The organism is Mesorhizobium sp. M1365, from assembly GCF_040317865.1.
In the GTDB taxonomy this organism is placed as follows: domain Bacteria; phylum Pseudomonadota; class Alphaproteobacteria; order Rhizobiales; family Rhizobiaceae; genus Mesorhizobium.
Window position 1 is genome coordinate 15,822 of the sequence record NZ_JAMYLG010000045.1, and the last position, 23,281, is coordinate 39,102.

Annotated in this window: 22 protein-coding genes and 2 pseudogenes; 17 read left to right on the top strand and 7 right to left on the bottom strand. The window is 63.0% G+C overall.

The annotated features are described in order from the left end of the window. From NKH04_RS28560 to phnE (NKH04_RS28605), 10 genes and pseudogenes are all read left to right on the top strand, one after another. The gene (locus NKH04_RS28560; RefSeq protein ID WP_352918350.1) at window positions 1–1,113 is read left to right on the top strand and encodes a carbon-phosphorus lyase complex subunit; all 1,113 of its coding nucleotides are present in this window, start codon (window positions 1–3) and stop codon (window positions 1,111–1,113) included. Further along, a complete protein-coding gene (locus NKH04_RS28565; RefSeq protein WP_352918352.1) occupies window positions 1,110–2,021 on the top strand; it encodes an alpha-D-ribose 1-methylphosphonate 5-phosphate C-P-lyase PhnJ in 912 nt (303 codons plus the stop codon). The genes NKH04_RS28560 and NKH04_RS28565 overlap by 4 nt, the downstream gene beginning before the upstream one ends. After that, the gene (gene phnK / locus NKH04_RS28570) at window positions 2,018–2,794 is read left to right on the top strand and encodes a phosphonate C-P lyase system protein PhnK (protein WP_353045327.1); all 777 of its coding nucleotides are present in this window, start codon (window positions 2,018–2,020) and stop codon (window positions 2,792–2,794) included. The genes NKH04_RS28565 and phnK overlap by 4 nt, the downstream gene beginning before the upstream one ends. Window positions 2,795–3,005: 211 nt before the next feature. Beyond that, window positions 3,006–3,713, top strand: coding sequence for a phosphonate C-P lyase system protein PhnL (gene phnL, locus NKH04_RS28575; RefSeq protein WP_352918354.1), 708 nt, complete (start codon window positions 3,006–3,008; stop codon window positions 3,711–3,713). Further along, window positions 3,710–4,326, top strand: a pseudogene (locus tag NKH04_RS28580) (DapH/DapD/GlmU-related protein). Before phnL ends, NKH04_RS28580 begins: the two are co-directional and overlap by 4 nt. A 551-nt stretch (window positions 4,327–4,877) precedes the next feature. Continuing rightward, window positions 4,878–5,588: a DUF1868 domain-containing protein gene (locus NKH04_RS28585; RefSeq protein ID WP_352539452.1), complete on the top strand. Its 711-nt coding sequence runs from the start codon at window positions 4,878–4,880 to the stop codon at window positions 5,586–5,588. A gap of 166 nt (window positions 5,589–5,754) precedes the next feature. Beyond that, on the top strand, window positions 5,755–6,621 hold the full coding sequence (phnC, locus tag NKH04_RS28590; RefSeq protein WP_352918356.1) for a phosphonate ABC transporter ATP-binding protein: 867 nt from the start codon (window positions 5,755–5,757) through the stop codon (window positions 6,619–6,621). Between the two features lie 90 nt (window positions 6,622–6,711). Then, window positions 6,712–7,620 (top strand): phosphonate ABC transporter substrate-binding protein, encoded by a 909-nt coding sequence (gene phnD / locus NKH04_RS28595; protein WP_352968880.1) that lies wholly within the window; start codon window positions 6,712–6,714, stop codon window positions 7,618–7,620. A gap of 159 nt (window positions 7,621–7,779) precedes the next feature. Then, on the top strand, window positions 7,780–8,736 hold the full coding sequence (phnE, locus tag NKH04_RS28600; protein WP_352474083.1) for a phosphonate ABC transporter, permease protein PhnE: 957 nt from the start codon (window positions 7,780–7,782) through the stop codon (window positions 8,734–8,736). 67 nt (window positions 8,737–8,803) lie between these two features. Continuing rightward, window positions 8,804–10,170 (top strand): annotated as a pseudogene (gene phnE / locus NKH04_RS28605) (phosphonate ABC transporter, permease protein PhnE). 24 nt (window positions 10,171–10,194) lie between these two features. Here phnE (NKH04_RS28605) and NKH04_RS28610 read toward each other — a convergent pair. The 3 genes from NKH04_RS28610 to NKH04_RS28620 all read right to left on the bottom strand — a co-directional run bounded on the left by NKH04_RS28610 (window position 10,195) and on the right by NKH04_RS28620 (window position 13,672). Beyond that, on the bottom strand, window positions 10,195–11,046 hold the full coding sequence (locus NKH04_RS28610) for a sugar phosphate isomerase/epimerase family protein (RefSeq protein WP_352823333.1): 852 nt from the start codon (window positions 11,044–11,046) through the stop codon (window positions 10,195–10,197). A 227-nt stretch (window positions 11,047–11,273) separates the two neighbouring features. Next, window positions 11,274–12,461 carry a Gfo/Idh/MocA family protein gene (locus NKH04_RS28615; protein ID WP_352814567.1) on the bottom strand — a complete coding sequence of 396 codons (1,188 nt, stop codon included), beginning with the start codon at window positions 12,459–12,461 and terminating at the stop codon, window positions 11,274–11,276. Window positions 12,462–12,616: 155 nt separating this feature from the next. Continuing rightward, the gene (locus tag NKH04_RS28620) at window positions 12,617–13,672 is read right to left on the bottom strand and encodes a sugar phosphate isomerase/epimerase family protein (protein WP_352823336.1); all 1,056 of its coding nucleotides are present in this window, start codon (window positions 13,670–13,672) and stop codon (window positions 12,617–12,619) included. Window positions 13,673–14,064: 392 nt separating this feature from the next. Between NKH04_RS28620 and NKH04_RS28625 the strand changes: the two genes are divergently transcribed. From NKH04_RS28625 to NKH04_RS28645, 5 genes are read left to right on the top strand one after another with little or no spacing between them, the layout of a single operon-like run. Further along, a complete protein-coding gene (locus NKH04_RS28625; RefSeq protein WP_352448392.1) occupies window positions 14,065–14,952 on the top strand; it encodes a sugar phosphate isomerase/epimerase family protein in 888 nt (295 codons plus the stop codon). 55 nt (window positions 14,953–15,007) lie between these two features. Continuing rightward, window positions 15,008–16,177 carry a mandelate racemase/muconate lactonizing enzyme family protein gene (locus NKH04_RS28630; RefSeq protein WP_352474076.1) on the top strand — a complete coding sequence of 390 codons (1,170 nt, stop codon included), beginning with the start codon at window positions 15,008–15,010 and terminating at the stop codon, window positions 16,175–16,177. Between the two features lies 1 nt (window position 16,178). After that, window positions 16,179–16,895, top strand: coding sequence for a FadR/GntR family transcriptional regulator (locus tag NKH04_RS28635; RefSeq protein WP_292661187.1), 717 nt, complete (start codon window positions 16,179–16,181; stop codon window positions 16,893–16,895). 1 nt (window position 16,896) lies between these two features. After that, window positions 16,897–17,877: a hydroxyacid dehydrogenase gene (locus NKH04_RS28640; RefSeq protein WP_352814573.1), complete on the top strand. Its 981-nt coding sequence runs from the start codon at window positions 16,897–16,899 to the stop codon at window positions 17,875–17,877. A gap of 42 nt (window positions 17,878–17,919) precedes the next feature. Beyond that, a complete protein-coding gene (locus NKH04_RS28645) occupies window positions 17,920–18,303 on the top strand; it encodes a hypothetical protein (protein WP_352474072.1) in 384 nt (127 codons plus the stop codon). 14 nt (window positions 18,304–18,317) lie between these two features. Here the strand turns inward: NKH04_RS28645 and NKH04_RS28650 are convergent, their stop codons facing one another. Next, on the bottom strand, window positions 18,318–19,613 hold the full coding sequence (locus NKH04_RS28650) for an amidase (protein ID WP_352474071.1): 1,296 nt from the start codon (window positions 19,611–19,613) through the stop codon (window positions 18,318–18,320). Between the two features lie 120 nt (window positions 19,614–19,733). On the opposite strand from NKH04_RS28650, the gene NKH04_RS28655 reads away from it, so the two are divergent. Next, window positions 19,734–20,081, top strand: coding sequence for a GFA family protein (locus tag NKH04_RS28655; RefSeq protein ID WP_023675184.1), 348 nt, complete (start codon window positions 19,734–19,736; stop codon window positions 20,079–20,081). Here the strand turns inward: NKH04_RS28655 and NKH04_RS28660 are convergent. After that, window positions 20,078–21,301, bottom strand: a complete 1,224-nt coding sequence (locus NKH04_RS28660) for an MFS transporter (protein WP_352448398.1) — start codon at window positions 21,299–21,301, stop codon at window positions 20,078–20,080. The two genes, NKH04_RS28655 and NKH04_RS28660, sit on opposite strands and share 4 nt — an antisense overlap. Before the next feature lie 91 nt (window positions 21,302–21,392). Here NKH04_RS28660 and NKH04_RS28665 point away from each other — a divergent pair, with 91 nt between their 5' ends. Continuing rightward, window positions 21,393–22,373: an AraC family transcriptional regulator gene (locus tag NKH04_RS28665; protein WP_352474069.1), complete on the top strand. Its 981-nt coding sequence runs from the start codon at window positions 21,393–21,395 to the stop codon at window positions 22,371–22,373. Between the two features lie 12 nt (window positions 22,374–22,385). Here the strand turns inward: NKH04_RS28665 and NKH04_RS28670 are convergent, their stop codons facing one another. Together NKH04_RS28670 and NKH04_RS28675 are read right to left on the bottom strand one after the other, a co-directional pair. After that, window positions 22,386–22,667, bottom strand: a complete 282-nt coding sequence (locus tag NKH04_RS28670) for a hypothetical protein (RefSeq protein WP_352474067.1) — start codon at window positions 22,665–22,667, stop codon at window positions 22,386–22,388. A 246-nt stretch (window positions 22,668–22,913) separates the two neighbouring features. Continuing rightward, window positions 22,914–23,281, bottom strand: a 368-nt coding sequence (locus tag NKH04_RS28675) for a TOBE domain-containing protein (protein ID WP_353031868.1), incomplete at its 5' end; no start/stop codon positions are given.

A 23,281-nucleotide genomic window follows, 5' to 3' on the forward strand; every position in this document is an offset into this window, starting at 1 on the left:
ATGTATGTCGCGGTAAAGGGTGGCGAAGCGGCCATTCGCAACGCCCACAAACTGCTCGCCGACCGCCGGCGCGGCGACCGCTCGGTGCCCGCACTTCGCCTCGACCAGATCGTCGAGCAGCTGGCGCTCGGCGTCGACCGGGTGATGAGCGAAGGTTCGCTCTACGACCGGGAATTGGCGGCACTCGCCATCGTCCAGGCGCGCGGCGACATGATCGAGGCGATCTTCCTGGTTCGCGCCTATCGCACCACGCTGCCGCGTTTCGGCTACACAAGGGCGATCGACACCGGCACGATGCTGGTCGAGCGACGGCTGTCGGCCACCTACAAGGACCTGCCCGGCGGGCAGCTGCTCGGCCCGACTTTCGACTACACCCACCGCCTGCTCGATCCCGAGCTCGCCGCCGGCGGCGATGTCGCCGAACCGGAGCAGCGCGCAGGCAAGGCGGAAGCCATGCCGCGCGTCTCGGCCATCCTCGCCCGCGAAGGCCTGATCGAGCCCGACGGCGACCTGCCTGGGGATCATACCCCCGGCGACATCACCCGCGAGCCGCTCGAATTCCCGATGGCGCGCGACATCCGCCTGCAGGCGCTGTCGCGCGGCGACGAGGGGTTTCTGCTGGCGCTCGGCTATTCCACCCAGCGCGGCTACGCGCGCAACCATCCCTTCGTCGGCGAGGTTCGCATCGGCGAGGTCGAACTGGAACTGGACGTGCCGGAACTGCCCTTTGCCGTGCCGCTCGGCAGCATCCGCGTCACCGAATGCCAGATGGTCAACCAGTTCAAGGGCTCGGCCAAGGCGCCGCCGCAATTCACCCGCGGCTATGGCCTCGTCTTCGGCCAGAGCGAGCGCAAGGCCATGGCCATGGCGCTATGCGACCGCGCGCTGCGCGCCTCGGAGTTGGGTGAGGATGTCATCGCCGCAGCGCAGGACGAGGAGTTCGTCATCTCGCATTCCGACAATGTCCAGGCGACCGGCTTCGTCGAGCATCTGAAGCTGCCGCATTATGTCGACTTCCAGGCCGAGCTCGACCTCGTGCGCCGCATGCGCGCCGAGCATGATGCCCGCGAAAATGCCGGCAAGGCCGAAGAAAAGAGGCAGGCAGCGGAATGAGTGCACAACCAGCGGACATCGCCACCTACAACTTCGCCTATCTTGACGAACAGACCAAGCGGATGATCCGTCGGGCGATCCTCAAGGGCATCGCCATTCCTGGCTATCAGGTGCCGTTCGCCTCGCGCGAAATGCCGATGCCCTATGGTTGGGGCACCGGCGGCGTGCAGGTCACCGCTTCGATCATTGGCCCGGACGATGTGCTCAAGGTCATCGACCAGGGCGCCGACGACACCACCAATGCGGTTTCGATCCGCGCCTTCTTCAAGAAGGTCGCCAATGTCGCCGTCACCACCGAGACGGCCAAGGCGACCATCATCCAGACGCGCCACCGCATTCCCGAATATCCGCTGAGTGCCGGCCAGGTGCTGGTCTATCAGGTGCCCATCCCCGAACCGCTGCGCTTCCTCGAACCACGCGAGACGGAGACGCGCAAGATGCATGCGCTGGAGGAATACGGTCTGATGCATGTAAAACTCTACGAAGACATCGCCAGGCATGGCCGCATCGCCACCACCTACGCCTACCCGGTCAAGGTTGAGGGCCGCTATGTGATGGATCCCTCGCCGACGCCGAAATTCGACAATCCGAAGATGCACCGTTCGCCGGCTTTGCAATTGTTCGGCGCCGGCCGCGAAAAGCGCATCTACGCGCTGCCGCCCTTCACCGATGTGGTCAGCCTCGATTTCGAGGACCATCCGTTCGAGGTGCAGACCTTCGACCAGCCCTGCGCGCTGTGCGCGGCCGAGAACGTCTATCTCGACGAGGTCATCCTCGACGACCATGGCGGCCACATGTTCGTCTGCTCCGATACCGATCATTGCGAGAGGCGGCGCGCGGAAGGCGGCCGCGGCCATCTCGCGCCCGAGACCCATCTTGCCCCAGGAAAAACGGAGCCGGCGCAATGATCGACGAACCGCTGCTGCGCGTTTCGGCACTGTCCAAATTCTACGGCTCGCGCGTCGGCTGCGAGAACGTCACTTTTGACCTCTGGCCGGGCGAAGTGCTGGCGGTGGTCGGCGAATCCGGTTCCGGCAAGACGACTTTGCTCAACTGCCTGTCAACTCGACTGCTGCCCAGCTCCGGCACCGCCAGCTACCGGATGCGCGACGGCCAGTTTCGCGAACTCTACCGCATGAGCGAGGCCGAGCGCCGCTTCCTGATGCGCACCGATTGGGGTTTTGTCCATCAGAACCCGGCCGACGGGCTGCGCATGACGGTGTCGGCCGGCGCCAATGTCGGCGAGCGGCTGATGGCGGTCGGCGACCGTCACTATGGCAGGATCCGCGCAACGGCGGTCGACTGGTTGTCTCGTGTCGAGATCGACCAAGACCGCATCGACGACGAGCCGCGCGCCTTTTCCGGAGGCATGCGCCAGCGCCTGCAGATCGCCCGCAACCTCGTCACCGGGCCGCGGCTGGTGTTCATGGACGAGCCAACCGGCGGCCTCGACGTCTCGGTGCAGGCGCGCCTGCTCGATCTGTTGCGCGGCCTGGTCACCGATCTCGGCCTGGCCGCCATCGTCGTCACCCACGATCTCGCCGTGGCGCGGCTGTTGTCGCAGCGCATGATGGTGATGAAGGACGGCCGCGTCGTCGAAAGCGGCCTCACCGACCGCGTCCTCGACGATCCGCGCGCGCCTTATACCCAGTTGCTTGTCTCCTCGATCCTGCAGGTGTGACGATGATTGCTCCGGCGTACCCCCCTCTGGCCTGCCGGCCATCTCCCCCTCAAGGGGGGAGATCAGCAGCTTTTATGTCCCGCCCGTTCTGCGACACAGGAGAATGGCGAAACCGAATGCGACAGCCAATCTCCCCCCCTGAGGGGGAGATGGCCGGCAGGCCAGAGGGGGGTGTTGGCCCGCAGACGAATGACGATTGGAGAACCCTCTGATGACAACCCCGCTCGTTGTCTCCGATGTCGCGAAGAGCTTCACCATGCATCTGCGCGACGGCATCAAACTGCCTGTCGTCGCCGGCGTGTCGTTCTCGATCAGGAGCGGCGAATGCGCCGTGCTCGGCGGCCCTTCCGGCGCCGGCAAGAGCTCGATCCTGAAAATGCTCTACGGAAATTATGCCGCCGATGAAGGCCAGATCATCGTCCAGCACGAGGGCGGGCTCATCGATCTCGCCTCGGCCAGCCCGCGCACCGTGCTTGCCGTGCGCCGGCTTACCATCGGCTATGTCAGCCAGTTCCTGCGCACCGTGCCGCGTGTCTCTGCGCTCGATGTCGTGGCCGAACCGCTGGTCGAGCGCGGCGAGGAGCGCGAGGTCGCGCACGGCAAGGCACGCGCCTTGCTGGCGCAGCTCAACCTGCCGGAGAAGCTCTGGGCGCTGCCGCCGGCGACGTTCTCCGGCGGTGAACAGCAGCGCGTCAACATCGCGCGCGGCTTCATCACCGAGCATCCGATCCTGCTGCTCGACGAGCCGACCGCTTCGCTCGATGCCAGGAACCGCGACGTGGTGATTGCGCTGGTCGCGGCCAAGAAGGCGGCCGGCGTTGCCCTGCTTGGTATCTTCCACGACCACGACGTGCGCGAGGCGGTGGCCGACCGCGTCATCGACGTGACAGCTTTTGCCGCCGGGAAAATTGCCGCATGACAAGAAAGCTGTCGGAAACGCCGCTGGTCCACGAGACGGCGCAAGTCGAGAACTCGACGCTCGGCCGCTGGACCGAGATCGCCGAGCGCTGCCGGGTGTCGGAAAGCACGCTCGGCGACTATTCCTACATGATGCAGGACTGTGGCGTCTGGTGCGTGACGATCGGCAAATTCGCCAACATCGCCGCCAGCGTGCGCATCAACGCCACCAACCATCCGACCTAGCGGCCGACGCTGCACCATTTCACCTATCGCGCCTCGGATTATTGGGACGACGCGAGCACGAGAGCGAATTCTTCGCCAAGCGCCGCGCCAAACGCGTCACCATCGGCCACGACACCTGGCTCGGCCACGGCTCGACCATCCTGCCCGGCGTCACCGTCGGCCATGGCGCGGCGGTCGGTGCCGGCGCGGTGGTGTCGAAGGACGTCGCGCCCTACACCGTCGTCGCCGGCGTACCGGCCAAGCCGATCCGCGAACGCTTCGACCGCCGCACCGCGGAGCGCTACCAGGCGCTCGCCTGGTGGGACTGGGACCATGCAAGGCTGCGCGCCGCGCTCGACGATTTCCGCGAGCTGGAGGCCAATCAGTTTTTGGAGAAGCATGGGGGTTGACGCCCTGAATAAGTCAGCCGCTCAGGCAAATGTCCAAAATAATAGAAAGAAATCCTAACGTAATAAGAATAGCAACACCAGTCTGATTTAACCTGATAAGTTCTATAAATTTTTTGTCATAACCAATATCTATAAGCGATTTGGTTTTTTCCTCAACTTTATTTGCAAAATTTATCGTAACTAGAACGATTAAAAAAATGAGAATCATTAGAATAATGGCCGCGTCACGCCCATTTCCATAATTGTACAAGTATCCAGATATTGGATGGTTCAAGCTACCAACCCGATATATGGACGTCAAAACCAGGGCCACTGTGAAACTCATCGCAGCGACTACCCCTGCAGCATACAGTCGCAACCACTGGCGCCAACGTAGCAATTAGGAAGCCTCTCTTTGATACGAGTTTGAATCTTTATTTCAATCTTGATGATGTGGAAACCCCGGCAGCATCACTTGGCGAATCATGCCTTTGATATTCTACTTCTTGGCACGGTTTTCATGTCCCTGACACATCGTCGGGGCAGGACGCGGCCTTCCTTTGGAGATCGCAATGCCTGTTTCAGTCAGACCTTCGCTCGCCGGATTCTTTGCCGGCTCGAACCCGACCCCTCCGGTGCATCTCGGCAGGCGCTACGACACCTCTGGTAATTTTCTCAACGAGCCCGGCAACACGGTCGTCTGCCATCTCGTCAACGGCTCGGCTTCGGAAGCGGTGATCATCGACGTGCGTGAGCGCATGCGCGCCATGCCTGATGCCGACGGGCTGGCCTTCACGCCCGTCTCCAGCCTGCACATGACGCTGTTCCAGGGCATCATCGAATACCGCCGCCGGCTTCCCTATTGGCCGGAGGATGTGCCGCTCGACACCAGCATCGACGACATGACCCGCCTCTATCAGGAACGCCTGAACGGCTTCGAAGGCTACGGCGCCTTCAAGATCAAGGTCGTCGATGTCGTGCCGACGGGCTTGACCGTTGCCGGCGCAACCGATGAGGACGTGCATATCCTGCGCGCATGGCGCGATGCCTTGTCGGCGCCTTTCGGATACCGGCATCCCGACCACGACACTTACGTCTTCCACATCACGTTCGCCTACCAGATCCGGCGTCTGGCGGACGAAGGGGCGTCCGAGTGGCAAGATCTGTTCGACGATTGCCTCTCGCTGTTTGCCCGCCAGGCTCCGGTGATCGAGCTGCGGCCACCTGCCTTTTGCCGCTTCAGGGACATGGAGCATTTCGAGGAGTTGCTGATCCTCGGCTGATCCCATCCAAGCCGCCCGGACGGCAGCGGTTTGGGTCAACTCGCCTTCGCGCCAAACGCGCCTGTGGGCAGTAACAAAACTGACATCAATCCGACACCGCAGGTTCATGCCGTTGCGCTAGCGAGGGTTAACAGACCTTCAACCGCGACTGGACTGGAACTTACCCATGTCAGCAACGCCAGAAATGTCAGCAACGCTCGAAATTCGCGGCGTCACCCGCCGGTTCGGCAAGAACACCGCTGTCAGCAATGTCGACATCTCGATTCCGCACGGTCAGATGGTCGGCATCATCGGTCGCTCCGGCGCCGGCAAATCGACGCTTCTGCGCATGATCAACCGCCTCATCGATCCGAGCCAAGGATCGATTTTTTTTGACGGCGCCGAAATTTCCCGGCTGCGCGGCTCGCCGCTCCGACGCTGGCAGCGCGACTGCGCCATGATCTTCCAGCAGTTCAACCTGGTGCCGCGCCTCGATGTGCTGACCAATGTGCTGCTCGGCCGGCTCAATCACCGTTCGACCGTGTCCAACCTATTTAGCATGTTCTCCCGCGGTGAATGCGCCGAGGCGGTTGCAGCCCTCGAGCGCCTCGACATCGCCCGCACCGCCCTGCAGCCGGCCGGCACGCTTTCCGGCGGCCAGCAGCAGCGCGTTGCGATTGCGCGCGCCATGATGCAGCAGCCGAAGGTGTTGCTGGCGGATGAGCCGATTGCCTCGCTCGATCCGCTCAACGCCAAGGTGGTGATGGATTCGCTGCAGGACATCAATTTGCGCGAGGGCATCACCGTCATCACAAATCTGCATACGCTGGATACGGCCCGCACCTACTGCAACCGCATCATCGGCATGGCCGCCGGCAAGGTCGTCTTCGACGGCCCGCCTGAAGCCCTCAACCGCGAGGCCGTGCGCATGGTCTACGGCGCCGACAGCAATGGCGGCGAAATCTCCGAGGCCATCACCTCCACCAGTGTCGCCATCAAACAGAAAATCGCTGCATCCGCCGGACCGCTCGAGCCCGCATTCCCGGGATATTGAGAACGACCTGATCGCCCGCCCGCGTCAAAGGCACCTGTCAAAAAATTCGAACGCTACCGGCGCGAGGCCGAGACCAACAGGAGAGAGATAATGTTCAGGAAGATGGTTTTTGGCGCCGTTTCATTGCTCGCCATCGCGGCAAGCGCCGCTCACGCCCAGGATATCAAGGAATTCCGCATCGGCATCCTTGGCGGTGAAAACGAAGCGGACCGGCTGCGCAACTTTCAGTGCCTCGCCGATCACCTGAAGTCCGAATTCGGCTTCGAGAAGGTCTCGCTGTTCCCGGCCGCCGACTATGACGGCGTTATCCAGGGCCTGCTCGGCGGCACGCTCGATTTCGCAGAGCTTGGCGCGTCGGGCTATGCCAGCGTCTACCTCAAGGATCCGAACGCCGTGACCCCGATCCTCACCACCCAGCAGACCGACGGCGCGACCGGCTATTATTCGATCGGCCTGGCGCTGAAGTCGTCCGGCATCACCGACATCAAGTCGGCCAAGGGCAAGAAGCTCGGCTATGCCGACCCGGATTCGACCTCCGGCTACCTGATCCCGCTGACCCAGATCCCGAAGGACACCGGCGCTTCGAACGAAACCTTCTTCGCCTCGACCCAGTTCAATGGCGGCCACGAGAACAACCTTCTCGCGGTTCGCGACGGCAAGGTCGATGTTGCGATTGACGACTCCTCGGGCATCGGCGACTTCAAGAACGGCTACACCTCCGGCACCTTCCACAAGGAAGTCGCCAAGGGCGCCGTGGACCCCAACGATTTCGTTGAAGTCTGGCGCTCCGGCTTGATCCCGAACGGCCCGCTGGTCGTGCGCACCGCACTCGGCGGCGACATGAGCGCCAAGCTCGCCAACTTCTTCACCGGCCTGCCGGCCAAGGACAAGCCTTGCTTCGAGGCCATCGAAGGCGGCGATTTCACCGGCTATGTTCCGGTGAAGCCGGACTTCTACAGCGTCATCGTCGAAGCCCGCAAAGCCGCGATCGGCGGCTGACGACAATTTCGAAAAGGACGGCGTCCATTAGAGCGACGTGCGTCCACTTGGACGCACAAAGTACGCTCTAACACTTAGATGCCGCATCGTGCTTTCCGAAAGTCGACTTTCGGGCCGATGCGGTCGCCGCCCTTTTTGTGTGTCCGCTCGTGACCCCGTATGACCTTCGCCGCTACAATTCGTTCAGACGCGGTCCGGCAGGCAGCAGACGCCTGGCGACGCCAGACGTCCTTGCGACGGTTCTACACGGCGCTCGGCATCGGCTCACTGCTTGTCGCCATGTGCACAGCCATGTGGTTCGCCGACGAGGCCAATGCCGGACATTTCTTCGATCGGCTGCCGCACATACTGGATTTCCTTAGTTGGCTTGTTCCCAAGGACTGGAACGACGTCTGGCGGGCGCTGTTCGACATCGCATCGCCGCATGACAAGGGCAGCCAAGAGTTCAACTTCCCGCTTGGCCGCGTCTATCTCTGGGGCGGCTTTTATCTACCCGAATATTTCGAGCTGATGCTCACCACGCTTAACGTGGCGCTGGTTTCCACTTTCATCGGCTTTGTCTTTGCGGTGCCCTTTTCCTTCATCGCCGCGCGCAACTTGACGCCCAGTCCGATGCTCAGGCTCGTCGTAAAGCGCTTCATGGAACTGCTTCGCGCCTTCCCCGAGATCGTCATTGCCGGCCTGTTCGCAGCCATCCTCTCGACCGGCCCGGTCGCAGCCATCATCGCCATCGGCCTGCATTCCATCGGCGCCCTCGGCAAGCTCTTCTACGAGATCAACGAAAACATCGACATGCGCGCCGAAGAAGGCCTGCGCGCGGTCGGCGCCAACTGGTTCGAGCGCGTGCGCTTTGCCGGCCTGCCGCAAGTGCTGCCCAATTTCATGTCCTACACGCTGCTCAGGATCGAGATCAATGTGCGTATCTCGACCATTATCGGCGCGGTCGGCGGTGGCGGCATCGGCGAGGAACTGAAGCTCTCCATCTCGCGCGGCTTCGGCGCCAAGACGCTGGCATTGGTGCTGCTGCTGTTCACGACGATCTTCCTCGTCGACCAGTTTTCCGCCTGGCTACGCCGCAAGCTCGTCGGCGAGCAGGCATTCATGATGGGTGCCTGACCATGATCCCAAAAAGTGGATTCCGGTTTTTGGAAAAGATCATGGCAAATCAACAAGAAGACGGCCCATGGCCGCAATGACCGCCGATGAGATGCGGTCGATCGAGGAGCGCTTTCCCCAAGTGTTCCGGCGGCCCTTGTACAAACGCTTCGGCCCGCTGGTCCTGTTCACAGGCATCCTGCTCTATCTCCTCTACGCCTTGTGGTTCTTCAGCCTGCCGCAAGTGCTGAGGGAATCGCACTGGGAGCGCCTGCCGCTCTTCCTGACGCAATGGATCAGCTACGATCTGCAGCCGGAATTCCGTCTCGACCAGCCTCAGATCACACCCAGATACCCGCGTTTTTCGGCGCTCGGCGAAGACCCGCATCCCGATTGGGTCATCACCAACGCCAACGGTTCCTACACCATCCTGATCGACGGCCGGGCCAAATCGGTCATCTTCGACAAGACCGAGGCGACGCTGGTCGCCAATGGCCAGGCGGTGCCGATGTCGTTGACCAGCGGCAAACCGGTAATATCCGGCCCGGTGCCGGAGTGGATCACCGCGCATGACGATGAGATCGTCGCCAGGATGGGCTTTGCCGGCGAGGTCCGCATAACCGTCGATCGCGTCAAGGTCCGCAAACGCTTCCTCGGCTGGGCGAATTTCGTCTTCGACACACGCTCGCCCTTCTTCGGCAAGTCGCCCGGCGAGGTGGTCTCGTTGCTGATGTCCGGACCCCAGCTCAAGCCGGGCACATCAAACATTGCGCTGGCCGCCGACAATATCTGGAACAACGCCCAATGGCAGCATGGCGACGTCTGGACGAAGCTGTTCCAGACCATCGTCATGGCGTTTCTCGGCACCTTGCTCGGCGGCATCGTTGCCTTCCCGCTCGCCTTCTTCGCCGCCCGCAACATCACCCCGAGCGGCCTGCTTAGCCAGGTGCTAAAGCGGTTCTTCGATTTCATGCGTTCGGTCGACATGCTGATCTGGGCGCTGTTCTTCACCCGCGCCTTCGGCCCGGGCCCGCTTGCCGGCAGCGCCGCGATTTTCTTCACCGAGATCGGCACGCTCGGCAAAGTCTATTCGGAGGGCCTCGAGAACATCGACGACAAGCCACGCGAGGGCATCCAGTCGACCGGCGCCAACGGCTTGCTGGTGCAGCGCTATGGCGTGCTGCCGGAAGTGATCCCGGTCTTCATCAGCCAGACACTCTATCAGTGGGAATCCAACACCAGGGGCGCGACGATCATCGGCGCCGTCGGTGCCGGTGCATCGGCCTGAAGCTCTGGGAGGCGATGCGCACCAATTCCAACTGGGCCAATGTCTTCTACATGGTGCTCTTGGTCCTGCTCGTCGTTTTCATCTTCGACAACATTTCCAATTTCCTGCGCCGCCGCTTGAGCAGGACGATCCACGACTACAACCGGATCCAGGCCGGCCAGGGCTGACAGAGGCGTTGCGCAGGCGTGCGGTTAGGGCGCCTTCCTCCATCCATTCCTGATATGCCTGTAGCCGTCGCGGTAGACGGCTTCCGGGCCTTCGGAAAAGTCGCGCCACACCTTGGTGGCCGCGGCCAGATCCTTCAGCGAGCGGCCGAACGCCTCGATCGTCAGCCAATCGTCATAACCGCTCTTGCGGATGGCAGAGAACGTCTCTTTCCAAGGGACGTGGCCGCGGCCCGGCACGCCGCGATCGTTCTCCGAAATGTGGATATGGACGATGTTCTTGCGGTTGCGCGTATAGGCCCCGATCGGGTCAGCCTCTTCGATGTTGGCATGGAACGTGTCGTACATCGCCTTGATGTGCGGCCGGTCGATCGCGTCGATATGCGCCGACAAATCGTCCATCGTGTTGAGCAGATAGCATTCGAAGCGGTTGAGCGCCTCCAGCCCGATGGTGACACCCTTGTTGCCGGCATGGTCACCGATGACGCGCTGCGAAGCGACCGAACGTTTTTTCTCGGCCGCCGTCGGCCCGCTGCCGGAGAAGACCCCGAGTGTCGAATGGAGCGGGCCGCTCAACGTGTTCGCGCCAAGCGCCTGAGCGCAGTCGATCGTCGATTTCATGTAGTCGATACCGGCCTTGCGCGTCGAGGCATCCGGCGAGATCAAATTCATCGCCGGATCGCCCATCGCCGAGACGGCGGTGCGTTGCAGCCCGATACGGTCGAGCAGCTCGCCGAGTTTCCTGTAGTTGTCCGGCGTGCCGGAGAAGACCGGTATCTCGACGCCGTCGAAGCCGGTCGCCTTGATGTCCCTCAACAACGGCTCGTGTTTTTTTGAGACACTGGTCGTCCACAACAACATGCACATGCCGATTTTCATCGACGCCCCTCCCCTTTTTACGGCCGGGCTTGCTCCTCCGGCGACTTCGCCACAAGCCCCCTCATCCGGCCGCTTCGTGGCCACCTTCTCCCCGCCGGGGAAAAGAGGTGAACGCCAGCGCCAACGATCTCCTCTCCCCACGAGGAAAGGTCGGATTGCCCCGAATTGCCTTGCAATTCGGCTGGCAATCCGGGTGACGGGGACTTCCCATTAACCGGGCGCAGCGATTAAAGCTTCGTCCACGCTCCGTTCTTCTTCGACGACTTCACGCAGGCCTCGATGAAGGCCATGCCCTCGACGCCGTCCTGCACGGTCGGGAAGACGACATCCTTGGCCGGCTTCCCGCCCTTCCGGCGCGCTGCACGAATAGCCCGCGCGGCTTCCTGATAGATGTTGGCGAAACCTTCGAGATAGCCTTCCGGATGCCCTGGCGGAACGCGGCTGACGCGCCCGGCGACGGGGAGCGCGCCGGCGCCATTACGGGTAATCAACTGCTTCGGCTGGCCGAACGGCGTGTACCAGAGATAGTTCGGGTCGGCCTGCACCCATTCGAGGCCGCCCTTCGAGCCGTAGATGCGCAATTTCAACCCGTTCTCGTGGCCGGGCGCCACCTGGCTTGCCCAGATCATTCCCTTCGCCGGGTGCGACCCGCCGACCGGCTTGAAGCGCAGCAGCACATTGATGTTGTCGTCGAGCAGCCTCCCCGGCACGAAGGCATCGAGATCGGCCGACAACGAATCGAGCTCCAGCCCGGAGACGAAACGGGCAAGGTTGTAGGCATGCGTGCCGATATCGCCCAGCGCACCGCCGGCACCCGCCTGCTTCGGGTCAGAGCGCCACGCAGCCTGCTTCTGGCCGGTGGCGGCCAGGTCTTCGGTCAGCCAGTCCTGCGGATATTCCGACTGCACGATACGGATATCGCCGAGCTGTCCCTTGGCCACCATCTCGCGTGCCTGCCGCACCATCGGATAGGCGGTGTAGTTATGCGTCAGCACGAACACCTTGCCGGTCTTCTCGACCAGCGCGGCCAACCTCTTCGCCTCGGCCAGCGACGTCGCCAGCGGCTTGTCGCAGATGACATGGATGCCGGCCTCGAGAAAAGCCTTGGCTGCCGGCACGTGCACATTGTTCGGCGTGACGATGGCCACCGCCTCGATGCCATCCGGCCGCTTGGCCTCCGCCTTGGCCATCTCGGCATAGGAGCCGTAGCTGCGTGCCGGATCGAGCCCAAGCTCGGCCGCCGAGGCCTTGGCGCGCTCCGGATTCGACGAGAGGGCCCCGGCAACCAGCACGAACTCGTTATCAATGCGCGCCGCGATGCGGTGCACCGCGCCGATAAAGGCGCCTTGTCCGCCGCCAACCATGCCGTAGCGGATCGGACCGCCTCCCGTTTCCGTCTTCGATGCGCCAACCATGATTTTCTCCCTCGTCACTGAAATACCCCTCCGCTGAGGGGAAGGTGGCCCGCACGGCCGGGTGGGGTTGGTTCATGCCGAGCTCTACGCCCGGCGACCCCACCCCGATCCGCTGCGTGGATCGACCCTCCCTTCGAGGGGGAGGGATATCTGTGCTAGATCCCCATCATGCCGCGCAGCATCTTTTTATCGGTCGTGCCGCCGGCGAAGTCGTCGAATGCTTTTTCCGTCACCCTGATGATGTGGTGCTGGATGAAGGGAGCGCCTTCGGCCGCACCATCCTCCGGGTGCTTGAGGCAGCATTCCCATTCCAGCACCGCCCATGAATCGTAATTGTATTGAGTGAGCTTGGAGAAGATGCCGCCGAAATCCACCTGCCCGTCGCCGAGCGAGCGGAAACGCCCGGCACGGTTGGTCCAGCTCTGGTAACCGGAATAGACACCTTGCCGCCCGGTCGGATTGAACTCGGCATCCTTGACGTGGAACGCCTTGATCCGCTCGTGGTAGATGTCGATGAATTCGAGATAATCGAGCTGCTGCAGCAGGAAGTGCGACGGGTCGTAGTTGATGTTGCAGCGCTTATGGCCGCCGACCGCATCGAGGAACATCTCGAATGTCGCGCCGTCGAACACGTCCTCGCCCGGATGAATTTCGTAGCCGACATCGACGCCGTTCTCGTCATAAACGTCGAGAATCGGCTTCCAGCGCTTGCCGAGTTCGGCAAACGCTTCCTCGATCAATCCCGCCGGCCGCTGCGGCCAGGGGTAGAGGTATGGGAAGGCCAACGCGCCGCAAAACGACACCGACGCCTTGAGCCCGAGATTCTTCGACGCCTTGGCGGCGAACTTCATCTGTTCGACCGCCCATTGCTGCCTTGCTTTTGGATTGTTGTGCACCGCAGCCGGCGCGAAGCCGTCGAACTGCGCGTCATAGGCGGGATGCACCGCCACCAGTTGCCCCTGCAGATGCGTCGACAGTTCGGTGATCTCGACGCCGGCATCGGCGCAGATGCCCTTCACCTCGTCGCAATAGGCCTTGGAGGAGGCTGCCTTCTCGAGATCGAACAATCGGGCGTCCCATGTCGGGATCTGCACGCCCTTGTAGCCCAGACCAGCCGCCCATTTGGTGATCGAGGCCAGCGAATTGAACGGCGCGGCGTCGCCCGCAAACTGCGCCAGGAACAGACCAGGCCCCTTCATCGTCGTCGGCATCGGCATCTCCCTATGTTTCACGACCAAGCATAGCGCCGATTGAAAACAGGGCCAGCGTCTTTGGTCTCTTTGCACAGCGCGCTCAGCGCCGCTATTCTGGTATTACCAAATGCCGAAATCCGGTCAAGCCATTTGACGCGCTGCCGCGGTCCTGCAACCATGCCGAGTTAGGCCACATGTTTAAGTATAATCAATAGCATAGACAGGAGCCAACGCTTGATGGCAGCACTTCTTGCCGTCCAGATGAAATTACTGTAGACCTCCCATCAGGCCCAATTGGTCGAACCAGTTTGCAAAAAATGCTGGGACGCCTTGGGGAAGAATCATGCGGCACGCTTCGGCAGAGTGCGCCGCAGGCGAACTGGTACAGGCGATTCTGGGAAGGATAGACCATGCATCTTTCGACGCACAATTGGATGCGGGCGGAGCCGCTGGAAACGACGCTCAAGCGCATCAAGAAATTCGGCTACGAGTCGATCGAGATCTCCGGCGAACCCGATCAGTACAAGCCCAAGGAGACGCGCGCACTGTTGAACGAGTACGGCATTCGCTGCTGGGGAGCGGTGACGCTGATGCTGGGCGAGCGAAATCTCGCCGCCAAGGACCAGGGCCAACGCGAGCGCTCGGTGCAGTATGTCAAGGACGTGCTGACCATGGTCAGCGAACTTGATGGCGAGATCATCACGCTGGTTCCGGCCACCGTCGGCAAGGTGGTGCCGGACGGCACCGAGGAAGAGGAGTGGAAATGGGTGGTCGACGCCACCCGGGAATGCTTCACCCACGCCAAGAAGGTCGGCGTCAAGATCGCGGTCGAGCCACTCAACCGCTTCGAGACCTATCTGTTCAACCGCGGCGCCCAGGCACTGGCGCTGGCCGATGCGGTCAGCCCCGAATGCGGCGTCTGCCTCGACGCCTACCACATCCACATGGAAGAATTTAACGTCTACGACGCCATCCGGCAGGTAGGCAAGCGCCTGTACGACTTCCATGTCGCCGACAACAACCGCTTCGCCGCCGGCCTCGGGCAGATCGACTGGCCGAAGATCGTCGGCACGCTGAAGGAGATCGGCTATGACGGCGCGCTGACCAATGAATTCGTCGCCCCCGTCGACCGCACGCCGGCTGCCCCCTATCCCGACATGGTCGAACGCAACCCCGTCGACATCTCGCCGGAGCAGCTGAAATTCATTCAGGACCACGGCTCCAGCGTGCTCACGGAGAAATTCTACACCGACCAGATGCGCATCAACGCGGAAACGCTGCTGCCGCTGATCAAGTAGCCGAGCCGTTTGGAAAGAGCCCTTCCGCCTCACCGCGGCCGGGCCGAGGATGAACATGCGCATCAAGACGGTCCAAGCCTGGTGGGTCCGCATACCGATCGAAGCCGCGAAGCAGCACCGCAGCGACTTCGGTCAGGTGGCGACGTTCGACGCCGCCATCCTGCGCATCGAGACCGACGACGGGCTGGTCGGCTGGGGCGAGGGCAAGAATGCCGCCGGCAGCGCCGGCAGCTACGGCGCCCTTGTCCATTTGCTGAACTACGAGGTCGGCCCGCAGCTGGTCGGCCGCGACCCGGCTGACATCGGCGTCATATGGGAGATGCTCTATAATGGCACGCGCCACGATAGCGCCGCTCGCGCCGGCCACGCCATGCCGCAATTGGCGCGACGCGGCATGAGCATCGCGGCTATCAGCGCCGTCGACATCGCATTGTGGGACATTCTTGGCAAATCGCTCGGCGTTCCGGTCTGGCGGCTGCTCGGCGGCCGCAAGCTGGACCGCATGCCGGCCTATGCTTCCGGCGGCTGGGCCACTGCGGAAGCCATCGGCGACCAGCTGCAGTCCTACATCGCCAAGGGCGGTTTCAAGGCGCTGAAGATGCGCGTCGGCGCCATGGACGGCGCCCCACATATCTCGGCCGCTCGCGTCCGTGCCGCCAGACGGGCGCTCGGTCCCGATATCGACCTGATGGTCGACGCGCACGGCACCTACACGGTGGCCGAAGCCAAGCGCTTTATCCATCTCGCCGGCGACCTCGATCTCGCCTGGTTCGAGGAGCCGGTGATCGCCGACGACAAGCCCGGCATGGCCGAGGTGCGCGCCTGCGGTTCGATCCCGATCGCCACCGGCGAAAGCGAGGCGACGCGCTATGCCTTCCGCGACCTCGCCGTGCTCAAATCTGCCGATATATTCCAGCCGGATCCGGCCTTTTGCGGTGGCATCAGCGAGGCGATGAAGATCGGCACCATCGCCAGCGCCTTCAATCTGCGCTTTGCGCCGCATCTTTGGGCCGGCGCGCCCTGCTTCTTTGCCGGGCTGCATGTCTGCGCTGCTTCACCGGCGAGCTTCACCGTCGAATATTCGCTCGGCGCCAACCCGATGATCCACGATCTGATCGAAGAGACTGTCGAAGCAAAGGACGGTATGGTAGCGATCCCTGATAGACCCGGGCTGGGATTCACCATTTCGGAGCGGTTCCTGGAGGCGCACGCGCAACACGGCTGACATGAAAGAAAAGAACCTTCTCGCGGAACTCGCCGCCTATCTGTTCTCCCATTCGGACAAGGAGACGGGCCGCACGCCGTCGGAGCGCGAACTGGCAGAGCATTTCAGCGTCAGCCGCGGCCAGATCCGCGAGGCGCTGGCCATTCTCGAGGCCATGCGCATCGTCGAGCGACGGGCGAAATCCGGCATCTACATCGATACGAAGCAGGCGAGCGTCGAGGCGATGGCGCTGTTCGCCCGCGCCGGCCTGCCGCTCGATCCCGTCCAGATCTACGAGACGGTCGAGTTGCGCAAGATCCACGAGATCAAGGCCGCCGAACTTGCCTGTTCACGCGCCACCGAGGAGAATTTCGAGCGGCTGCGCGAGATCCTGAAGGCCTCCGAGGATCGCATCGCCGCCGGTGAAGGGCTTGCCCGGGAAGACCGCGAGTTCCACCTCGAGATCGTGCGGGCGACCAAGAACAGCGTCTTCCACAATATCTGCAGCGTCTACTACATGATGGGTGAACTGCGCCTGCCGATCTATTTCAACGATCCCGAACGCAGCGTGCGCTCCCATGCCGAGCATATCCAGATCTACGAGGCGCTGCTGCGCCGCGACGGCAATCTCGCCCAGGCGCTGATGAGCGCCCACCTGCAAGGCGCGGAAAGCTACTGGAAGGGGCTGATCGAGGGGCGTGGGGCGGAACCGGAAAGCCCTGCGCTCGAAAAGGCCTGAAATGCCCAAGATCCTGTCAACACACAGACTCCACCCTCGTGCCGCTTCCATGCTGACCGGGGCCGGCGAACTCGTTGTTGCTTCCGCCCTCGATGCGGCCACGCTGGCCGCCGAGGCGAGGAACGCCGATGTCATCATCGTTCGCGCTCCCTTGCCTGCGGCGCTTTTCGAAGGCGCGAAGAAGCTCAGGGCCGCGATCCGCCACGGCGCCGGGCTGGACATGGTACCGATGGAAGCGGCCAATGCGGCCGGCGTGCTGGTGGCGAATGTGCCGGGGGTGAACGCGCGATCTGTCGCCGAATATGTGATGTTCGCGGCGCTGGCGCTGCTTAGGCGCTTCCGTGTGTTGGACCGCGACTTGCGTGCGAAGGGCTGGCTGGCGGGCCGCGAACACACGGTGGTAGCCAGCGAGCTAGCGGGCAAGACGATCGGCATTGTCGGCCTCGGCGCGATCGGTCAGGCGGTTGGCCACATCGCCGCCCATGGGTTCGATCTGAATGTGGTGGCGACGACGCGCAGCATGCGGCCGGCGCCGGACAGGGTCGGCTTCCTGTCGATCGATGCACTCATCGAACAGAGCGACATCATCGTTCTGTGCTGCCCGCTGACGCCCGAAACACGGGGGCTGATCAGCCGCGAGCGCATTGAGCGGATGAAGCCGGATGGGCTGCTGATCAATGTTTCGCGCGGGCCGGTGATCGATGACGACGCGCTGATCGAGGCCTTGCAGAAGGGCCGCATCGGCGGCGCTGCGCTCGATGTTTTTGCTACACAACCGCTACCGCCCAACCATCCTTATTTCGGCTTCGACAACGTGATCGTCACCCCGCACATGGCTGGGATTACCGAGCAGTCGATGATGCGCATGGGCGTCGGCGCGGCTGGCGAAGCCTTGCTGGTGCTGGCCAACAGATTGCCGGTCAATCTGCGCAACCCCGAAGTGGTCGAGCACTACCGGCGGCGGTTCCCTGCCGATTTCTGAAAGCGCCCCAATTTTCCCGAATTCGCCGACGATGGTGCCAGCATGGCAAGCGTCACAAAATTCCTGCTGACCGCCGGCTTCTGCGTGGCGACGGCGCAAGCCTTCGCCAACGAACAGGGTAGCTACGTGTTCTGCGACAACGGCATACGCTGCCTGGCGGCGCCCTGTCCATCGAACAGCGCACTCGACCTTGCTGCTGGGAAGCTCATCAAAGGCGTTTCAATCGACATCGATCGCCTGCCGCAACAAGACAAGGCGCTCGATCTTTCAGACAAGCTCTATGCCGGCAAGGTCGTTGTTGTCGGCTCGATCGAGAACCGTACCCGGACCTTCAACGGCAAGCGGTACACCCTGCCTTGGCTGGTCGCCACCAGCATCGAACGCGCCGCCAAGGACAGCGAACGCGGCCACTGCTCGTCGCGCTGACACGCGCTGTGCGATCAATTTGCAAGCAGCCCCTCCACGCCGGCTGCGATGCGCAGCAGGTGGTGGTCATGGCCATTGCGCGCCACCAGCATCAGCCCGGCCGGACGCGTCATTCCCGGCATCGGCAGCGAGATGGCTGATAGATCGAACTGGTTGGCGACCTGCGTGTTGCGCAGCAGAAGGCCTTCCATCCTGTTGCACAGCGCCTCGTCGCTGGTCATCGACACGATCGTCGGCGCCGTCACCGGTGTGGTCGGCAGGGCCAGCACGTCGACCGACGCCAGCCGGTCATCCATCGCGGCGGCCAGCGCCGTGCGGCGGCGCATTGCCCTGATATAGACCGTGGCCGGAATGGCGGCGGCGCGCGACAATGGCCCGCTTACCCGCGGATCGACCGGCCTCGTCGCTCCCGCCGCCAGCCAGTCGGCATGGATCTCCGCCCCTTCCATCGCCGCGATAGACGCGCGTTGGGTTGCCACGCGCAGATCGGCAAGCAGGTCGTCGATCGACAGCTCCACAAGCCGTGCGCCGCTAAGCTCCATCTTGCGCAGACACCGGTCGAACGTCGTCGCGACCTCTTCGTGCGTATCATCGAACAGCACGCCGCGCGCAATACCGATGCGCAGGCCGTCCAGCGGCAGCGGCAACAGTGCCGCCAGGTTTTCGCCCGACATCACTGCATCGGCCGCCGCACATTCGGCGACGGTGCGGGCCAGCGGACCGATCGAGTCCAGCGTGGCTGACAGCGGAAACGCACCCGCAAGCGGCACGCGCCGCGCAGTCGGCTTGAAACCGACGACGCCATTCAGCGATGCCGGAATGCGCACCGAACCACCGGTATCGGAACCGATGGAGATTTCGCTGGTGCCTTCGCCCACCGAAACGCCGGCGCCTGAGGAGGAGCCGCCCGGAATACGGCTGGCATCGCTAGCATTGCCGGGCGTGCCATAATGTGGATTGACGCCGATCGCAGTAAAGGCGAACTCGGTCATGTTGGTCTTGCCGAGGATGATTGCACCGGCCTGGCGCAACTTTTGCACGACAATGGCATCCCGCAGCGCCGGCGCTGCGTTGGCGAGCAGCAGAGAGCCCGCCGTGGTCGGCTCGCCGGCGACATCGAACAGATCCTTGATCGAGACGATCGCCCCATCGAGCGGCCCGAGCGTGACGCCGGCTTTTCGCCGCGCATCGGTGGCGTCCGCCGCCGCCCGGGCGGCTTCCGGGTAGAGCTTTACGAAAACCCTCTCATCGTCGACGCGAGCGGCAAGAGACGAAAGAATTGCTTCGAGGTGATCGCGGGCTGATTGCATTTTTCGGTGTCGGACTCCGCGCGCTTGCAACGTCTTAAGGTAGCAGCCAGAAACTGGCCGCAGGAGACATAGCCCGGCGCGGTCGGATTTGCACCTGTCGAACCGAAGGAGGAAGGCGCGATGCTCTACCAAGGCAGCTGCCACTGCGGCAAGGTCGCGTTCGAGGTCGAGGGCGAGCTGACCGGAGCCGTTCGGTGCAATTGCTCGATCTGCTCGCGCAAGGGTGCACTGCTATGGGCAGTTCCGCATGAGAGCATGCGGGTGCTTGCCTGGGGCGATGATCTCGGCCGCTACAGTTTCGGCAACCATGTCATCGCCCACCGCTTCTGCCGCAGCTGCGGCATTCACCCCTTCGCCGAGGATGTCGGCGAAGGGAGCGGGCGAAGTGCCTATATCAATATTAATTGCATCGAGGCGTTGGACGTCGCCGCCGTGCCGGTCTTCGACTTCGACGGCCGTTCCGTTTAGGCCTTGGGGTCGTCGATCGGCTTGGGGCCAAGGAAGAACGCCGCCAGTGCCGCAAGCAACGTCGCCGCCGCGCAATAGGCGAAGGCGGTGGCAACGCCGGTATTGTCGACAAGCAGGCCGCCGAAGACGGCGCCCAACGCAATGGCGACCTGGAACGTCATAACCATGAGCCCACCGGCGCTTTCCGCCTGATCGGGGGCGGCCCGCACCAGCCAGGTCTGCAGCCCGACTGGGACGGCGCCGAAGGCAAAGCCCCAGCTGGCCACTGCTATTGCAGCCACGACGGGTGAACCTCCGACCACCAGCAGCAGGAGCGCCGAAAACGCGATCAGCAGGGGCGCCAGGCTGACGGCTGCCTTGAGGCTGCGTTCGGCAATGAAGCCGCCGGCAAAATTGCCGAAGAAGCCACCAATGCCGTAGGCGAGCAGCACAAGCGAGATCGTCTCGATGTCCAGCGCGGGCACCTTCTCGAGAAACGGGCGGACATAGGTGAAGCCGGCAAAATGTCCCGAGGCGACCAGTAGTACCACCAGCAGTGCCACCCTGATCATCGGCCGCTTCATCACCTCCAGCAGCGTGCGAAAACCTGCCGTACCTGCAGGCGGCAGCTTCGGAATGGTAGCCACCTGCACCAGCAGCGCCAGCGCTCCGACCACGGCGGCGATCATGAACGCCGTCCGCCAGCCCCAGATGTCGCCGACATAGGCGCCGACCGGAGCCGCGCAGACCGTTGCCACCGAAACGCCGGTGAGAATGATCGACATGGCGCGCGGCATCAGCCGCATCGGAACGAGCCGCATCGCCATGGCTGCCGACATCGACCAGAAGCCGCCAAGACTGATCCCGAGCATGATGCGGGCAATCAGAAGAACGGGAAGCGAGGACGCAAACGCGGCCACCAGGTTTGACAGCACAAGCAGCACCGTCAGCGCCCACATGACCAACCTGCGGTCCAGCCGCTTGGTGACAATGGCCATGGTCGGCGCCGCAATCGCGCCGATGACGGCGGTTGCCGTTACCGCCTGCCCGGCGGCGCCTTCGGTGATGCCGAGATCCTGCGCAAGCGGCGTCAGCAGGCTGGCAGGCAGAAATTCCGCGGTCACCAGGCCGAAGACTCCGAGCGCCAGGGAGACCACTGCCCCCCATGCGGGCTCGGATCGTTCGCCGGTTTCCGATGGGTCGAGAACGGCGTCCATGACGCCTGTCGCGGGTTCGGTCATGAGGGATCTCCGATCTGGTTGCAGCGCAGCATCTGGCTGCAGTGCAACATAGGGAGTGACTGTCTGGAGTTTCCATGCTAGAAACACCATTATGCTTGACCGTTCGTCCAAAATCCCCGTCACCGGTGATCCGCTGACAGACATATTGCGCGGATTGCGCCTCGAAGGCGTCGATTACGGCCGTTGCGAGATGAAGGAACCCTGGGGCATCCATTTTCCGGCTCAGGCGGCGGCACGGTTTCATTTCATCGGCCGCAAAGGCTGCTGGTTGCTGCAGCCGTCCGGCGAATGGGTGGAACTGAAGGCTGGCGACGCGGTATTGTTGCCGCGCGGCTCAGCCCACACGCTGGCGAGCGAGCCGGGTACCGAGGCGGCGCCGATCCACGGCTATGAGGTCGAGGAAATCTGCAAGGGTGTCTATTGCATGTCGAATGACGGCATGCCCGGCTGCCGTCCGGGGACCTTGCTGTTTTTCGGCAGCATGTATTTCAATCTCGATGGCTTGCACCCCTTGCTCGGCATGATGCCGGACGTGATGCGCGCACATGAGTTGGAGGCCTATGAGCCAGGTATCCCGCATTTGCTGGAAGCGATGGCCCGCGAGGTGACGATGGAGCGCGTCGGCTCCGGCGGCATCCTGGCGCGGCTGGCCGATGTGCTCGCCGCGACCGTCATCCGCTCATGGGTCGAGCGCGGCTGCGGCGACTCTTCCGGTTGGATTGCGGCGGTCAGGGACCGCGAGATCGGCCGGGTGCTGGCCGCGATCCATCTGGAACCGAACCGCGACTGGACGGTGGAAGCCCTGGCGAAGATGATGGGTGCCTCGCGATCAGGTTTCGCCGAGCGCTTCGCAACCATTGTCGGCGAAACACCGGCAAAGTACGTCACGCAGGTGCGGATGCACCAGGCGAGGCAATGGCTGGTCCGCGACCGGCTCAAGATTTCCGTCGTCGCGGCTCGTCTCGGCTACGAATCCGACGCCTCCTTCAGCCGCGCCTTCAAACGGGTCATCGGATCGCCGCCTAGCCATTTCCGGGCTGAGGAACAGGCTGATATCCGCCAGGCCGGCTAAACGTTGGCCGGATTATTGCTCGGTGATGCAGGCCGAGCCGGCGCTGCTCTTGCAATATTTGCCGGAAGCCCCGCACCTGCCATCCGAGACTTCCACGACGGTGCCGCTCAACAACAGCTTGCAGTCGCTGGTGGACAGATTGACCGTGCCGTTGAGATCCTTGATCTTCTTGGCGTCGACCTTCGCGCCTGCGACAACTTTCTTGGCTGCCTGCGCCTCGCCCAGATGCGCCGCCGACAATCCCATACCGGCGACGAGTAGGATCGTCGCAAAACCGCGAAATAGAGTTCCCATAGCCAACCCTCCGTTTTGGGCCTCCAAATTGGGCTTGCAAAGCCCGTTTGGGACCAAAGGATCAGCCTATTCGACAAATCGGAGCATCCGCATCCCCCGTATGGGGGATGACGGGAAGACTCGAGCATTTAGCAGCCAAGGGAATCACTCGACGTCGCACAAATGCGGCTAAAACACATGGTTTAGAGCGGTATGCACGGCTCGATTTGAACGCATCCGTTCTAGCTGCAGCAAAGAGGCTTGTACTTAGCCGGCGTGACGCAGGCTTATTCCGCTGCCCTTGTCGAACAGCACCACCTTGTCCGGGTTCCAGGCAAAGCGCACCGGCTGCTCTATCTGCACGTCGGTCCTGGCCGGCACGGTGGCGCGCAGCATGGTGTCGCCGACCCGCAGCGTCAGGATCTTTTCGACGCCATGGTTCTCGACATCGTGGACCCGCGCCTCGACCGGCGCGCCGGTCTCGAGATAGACGTCTTCAGGGCGAATTCCGAAGACGAGCGGGCGACCGTCGGTCGCCGCGCCCGTCTTTTGGGGGGGGGGGGGGGGGGGGGGGGGGGGGGGGGGGGGGGGGGGGGGGGGGGGGGGGGGGGGGGGGGGGGGGGGGGGGGGGGGGG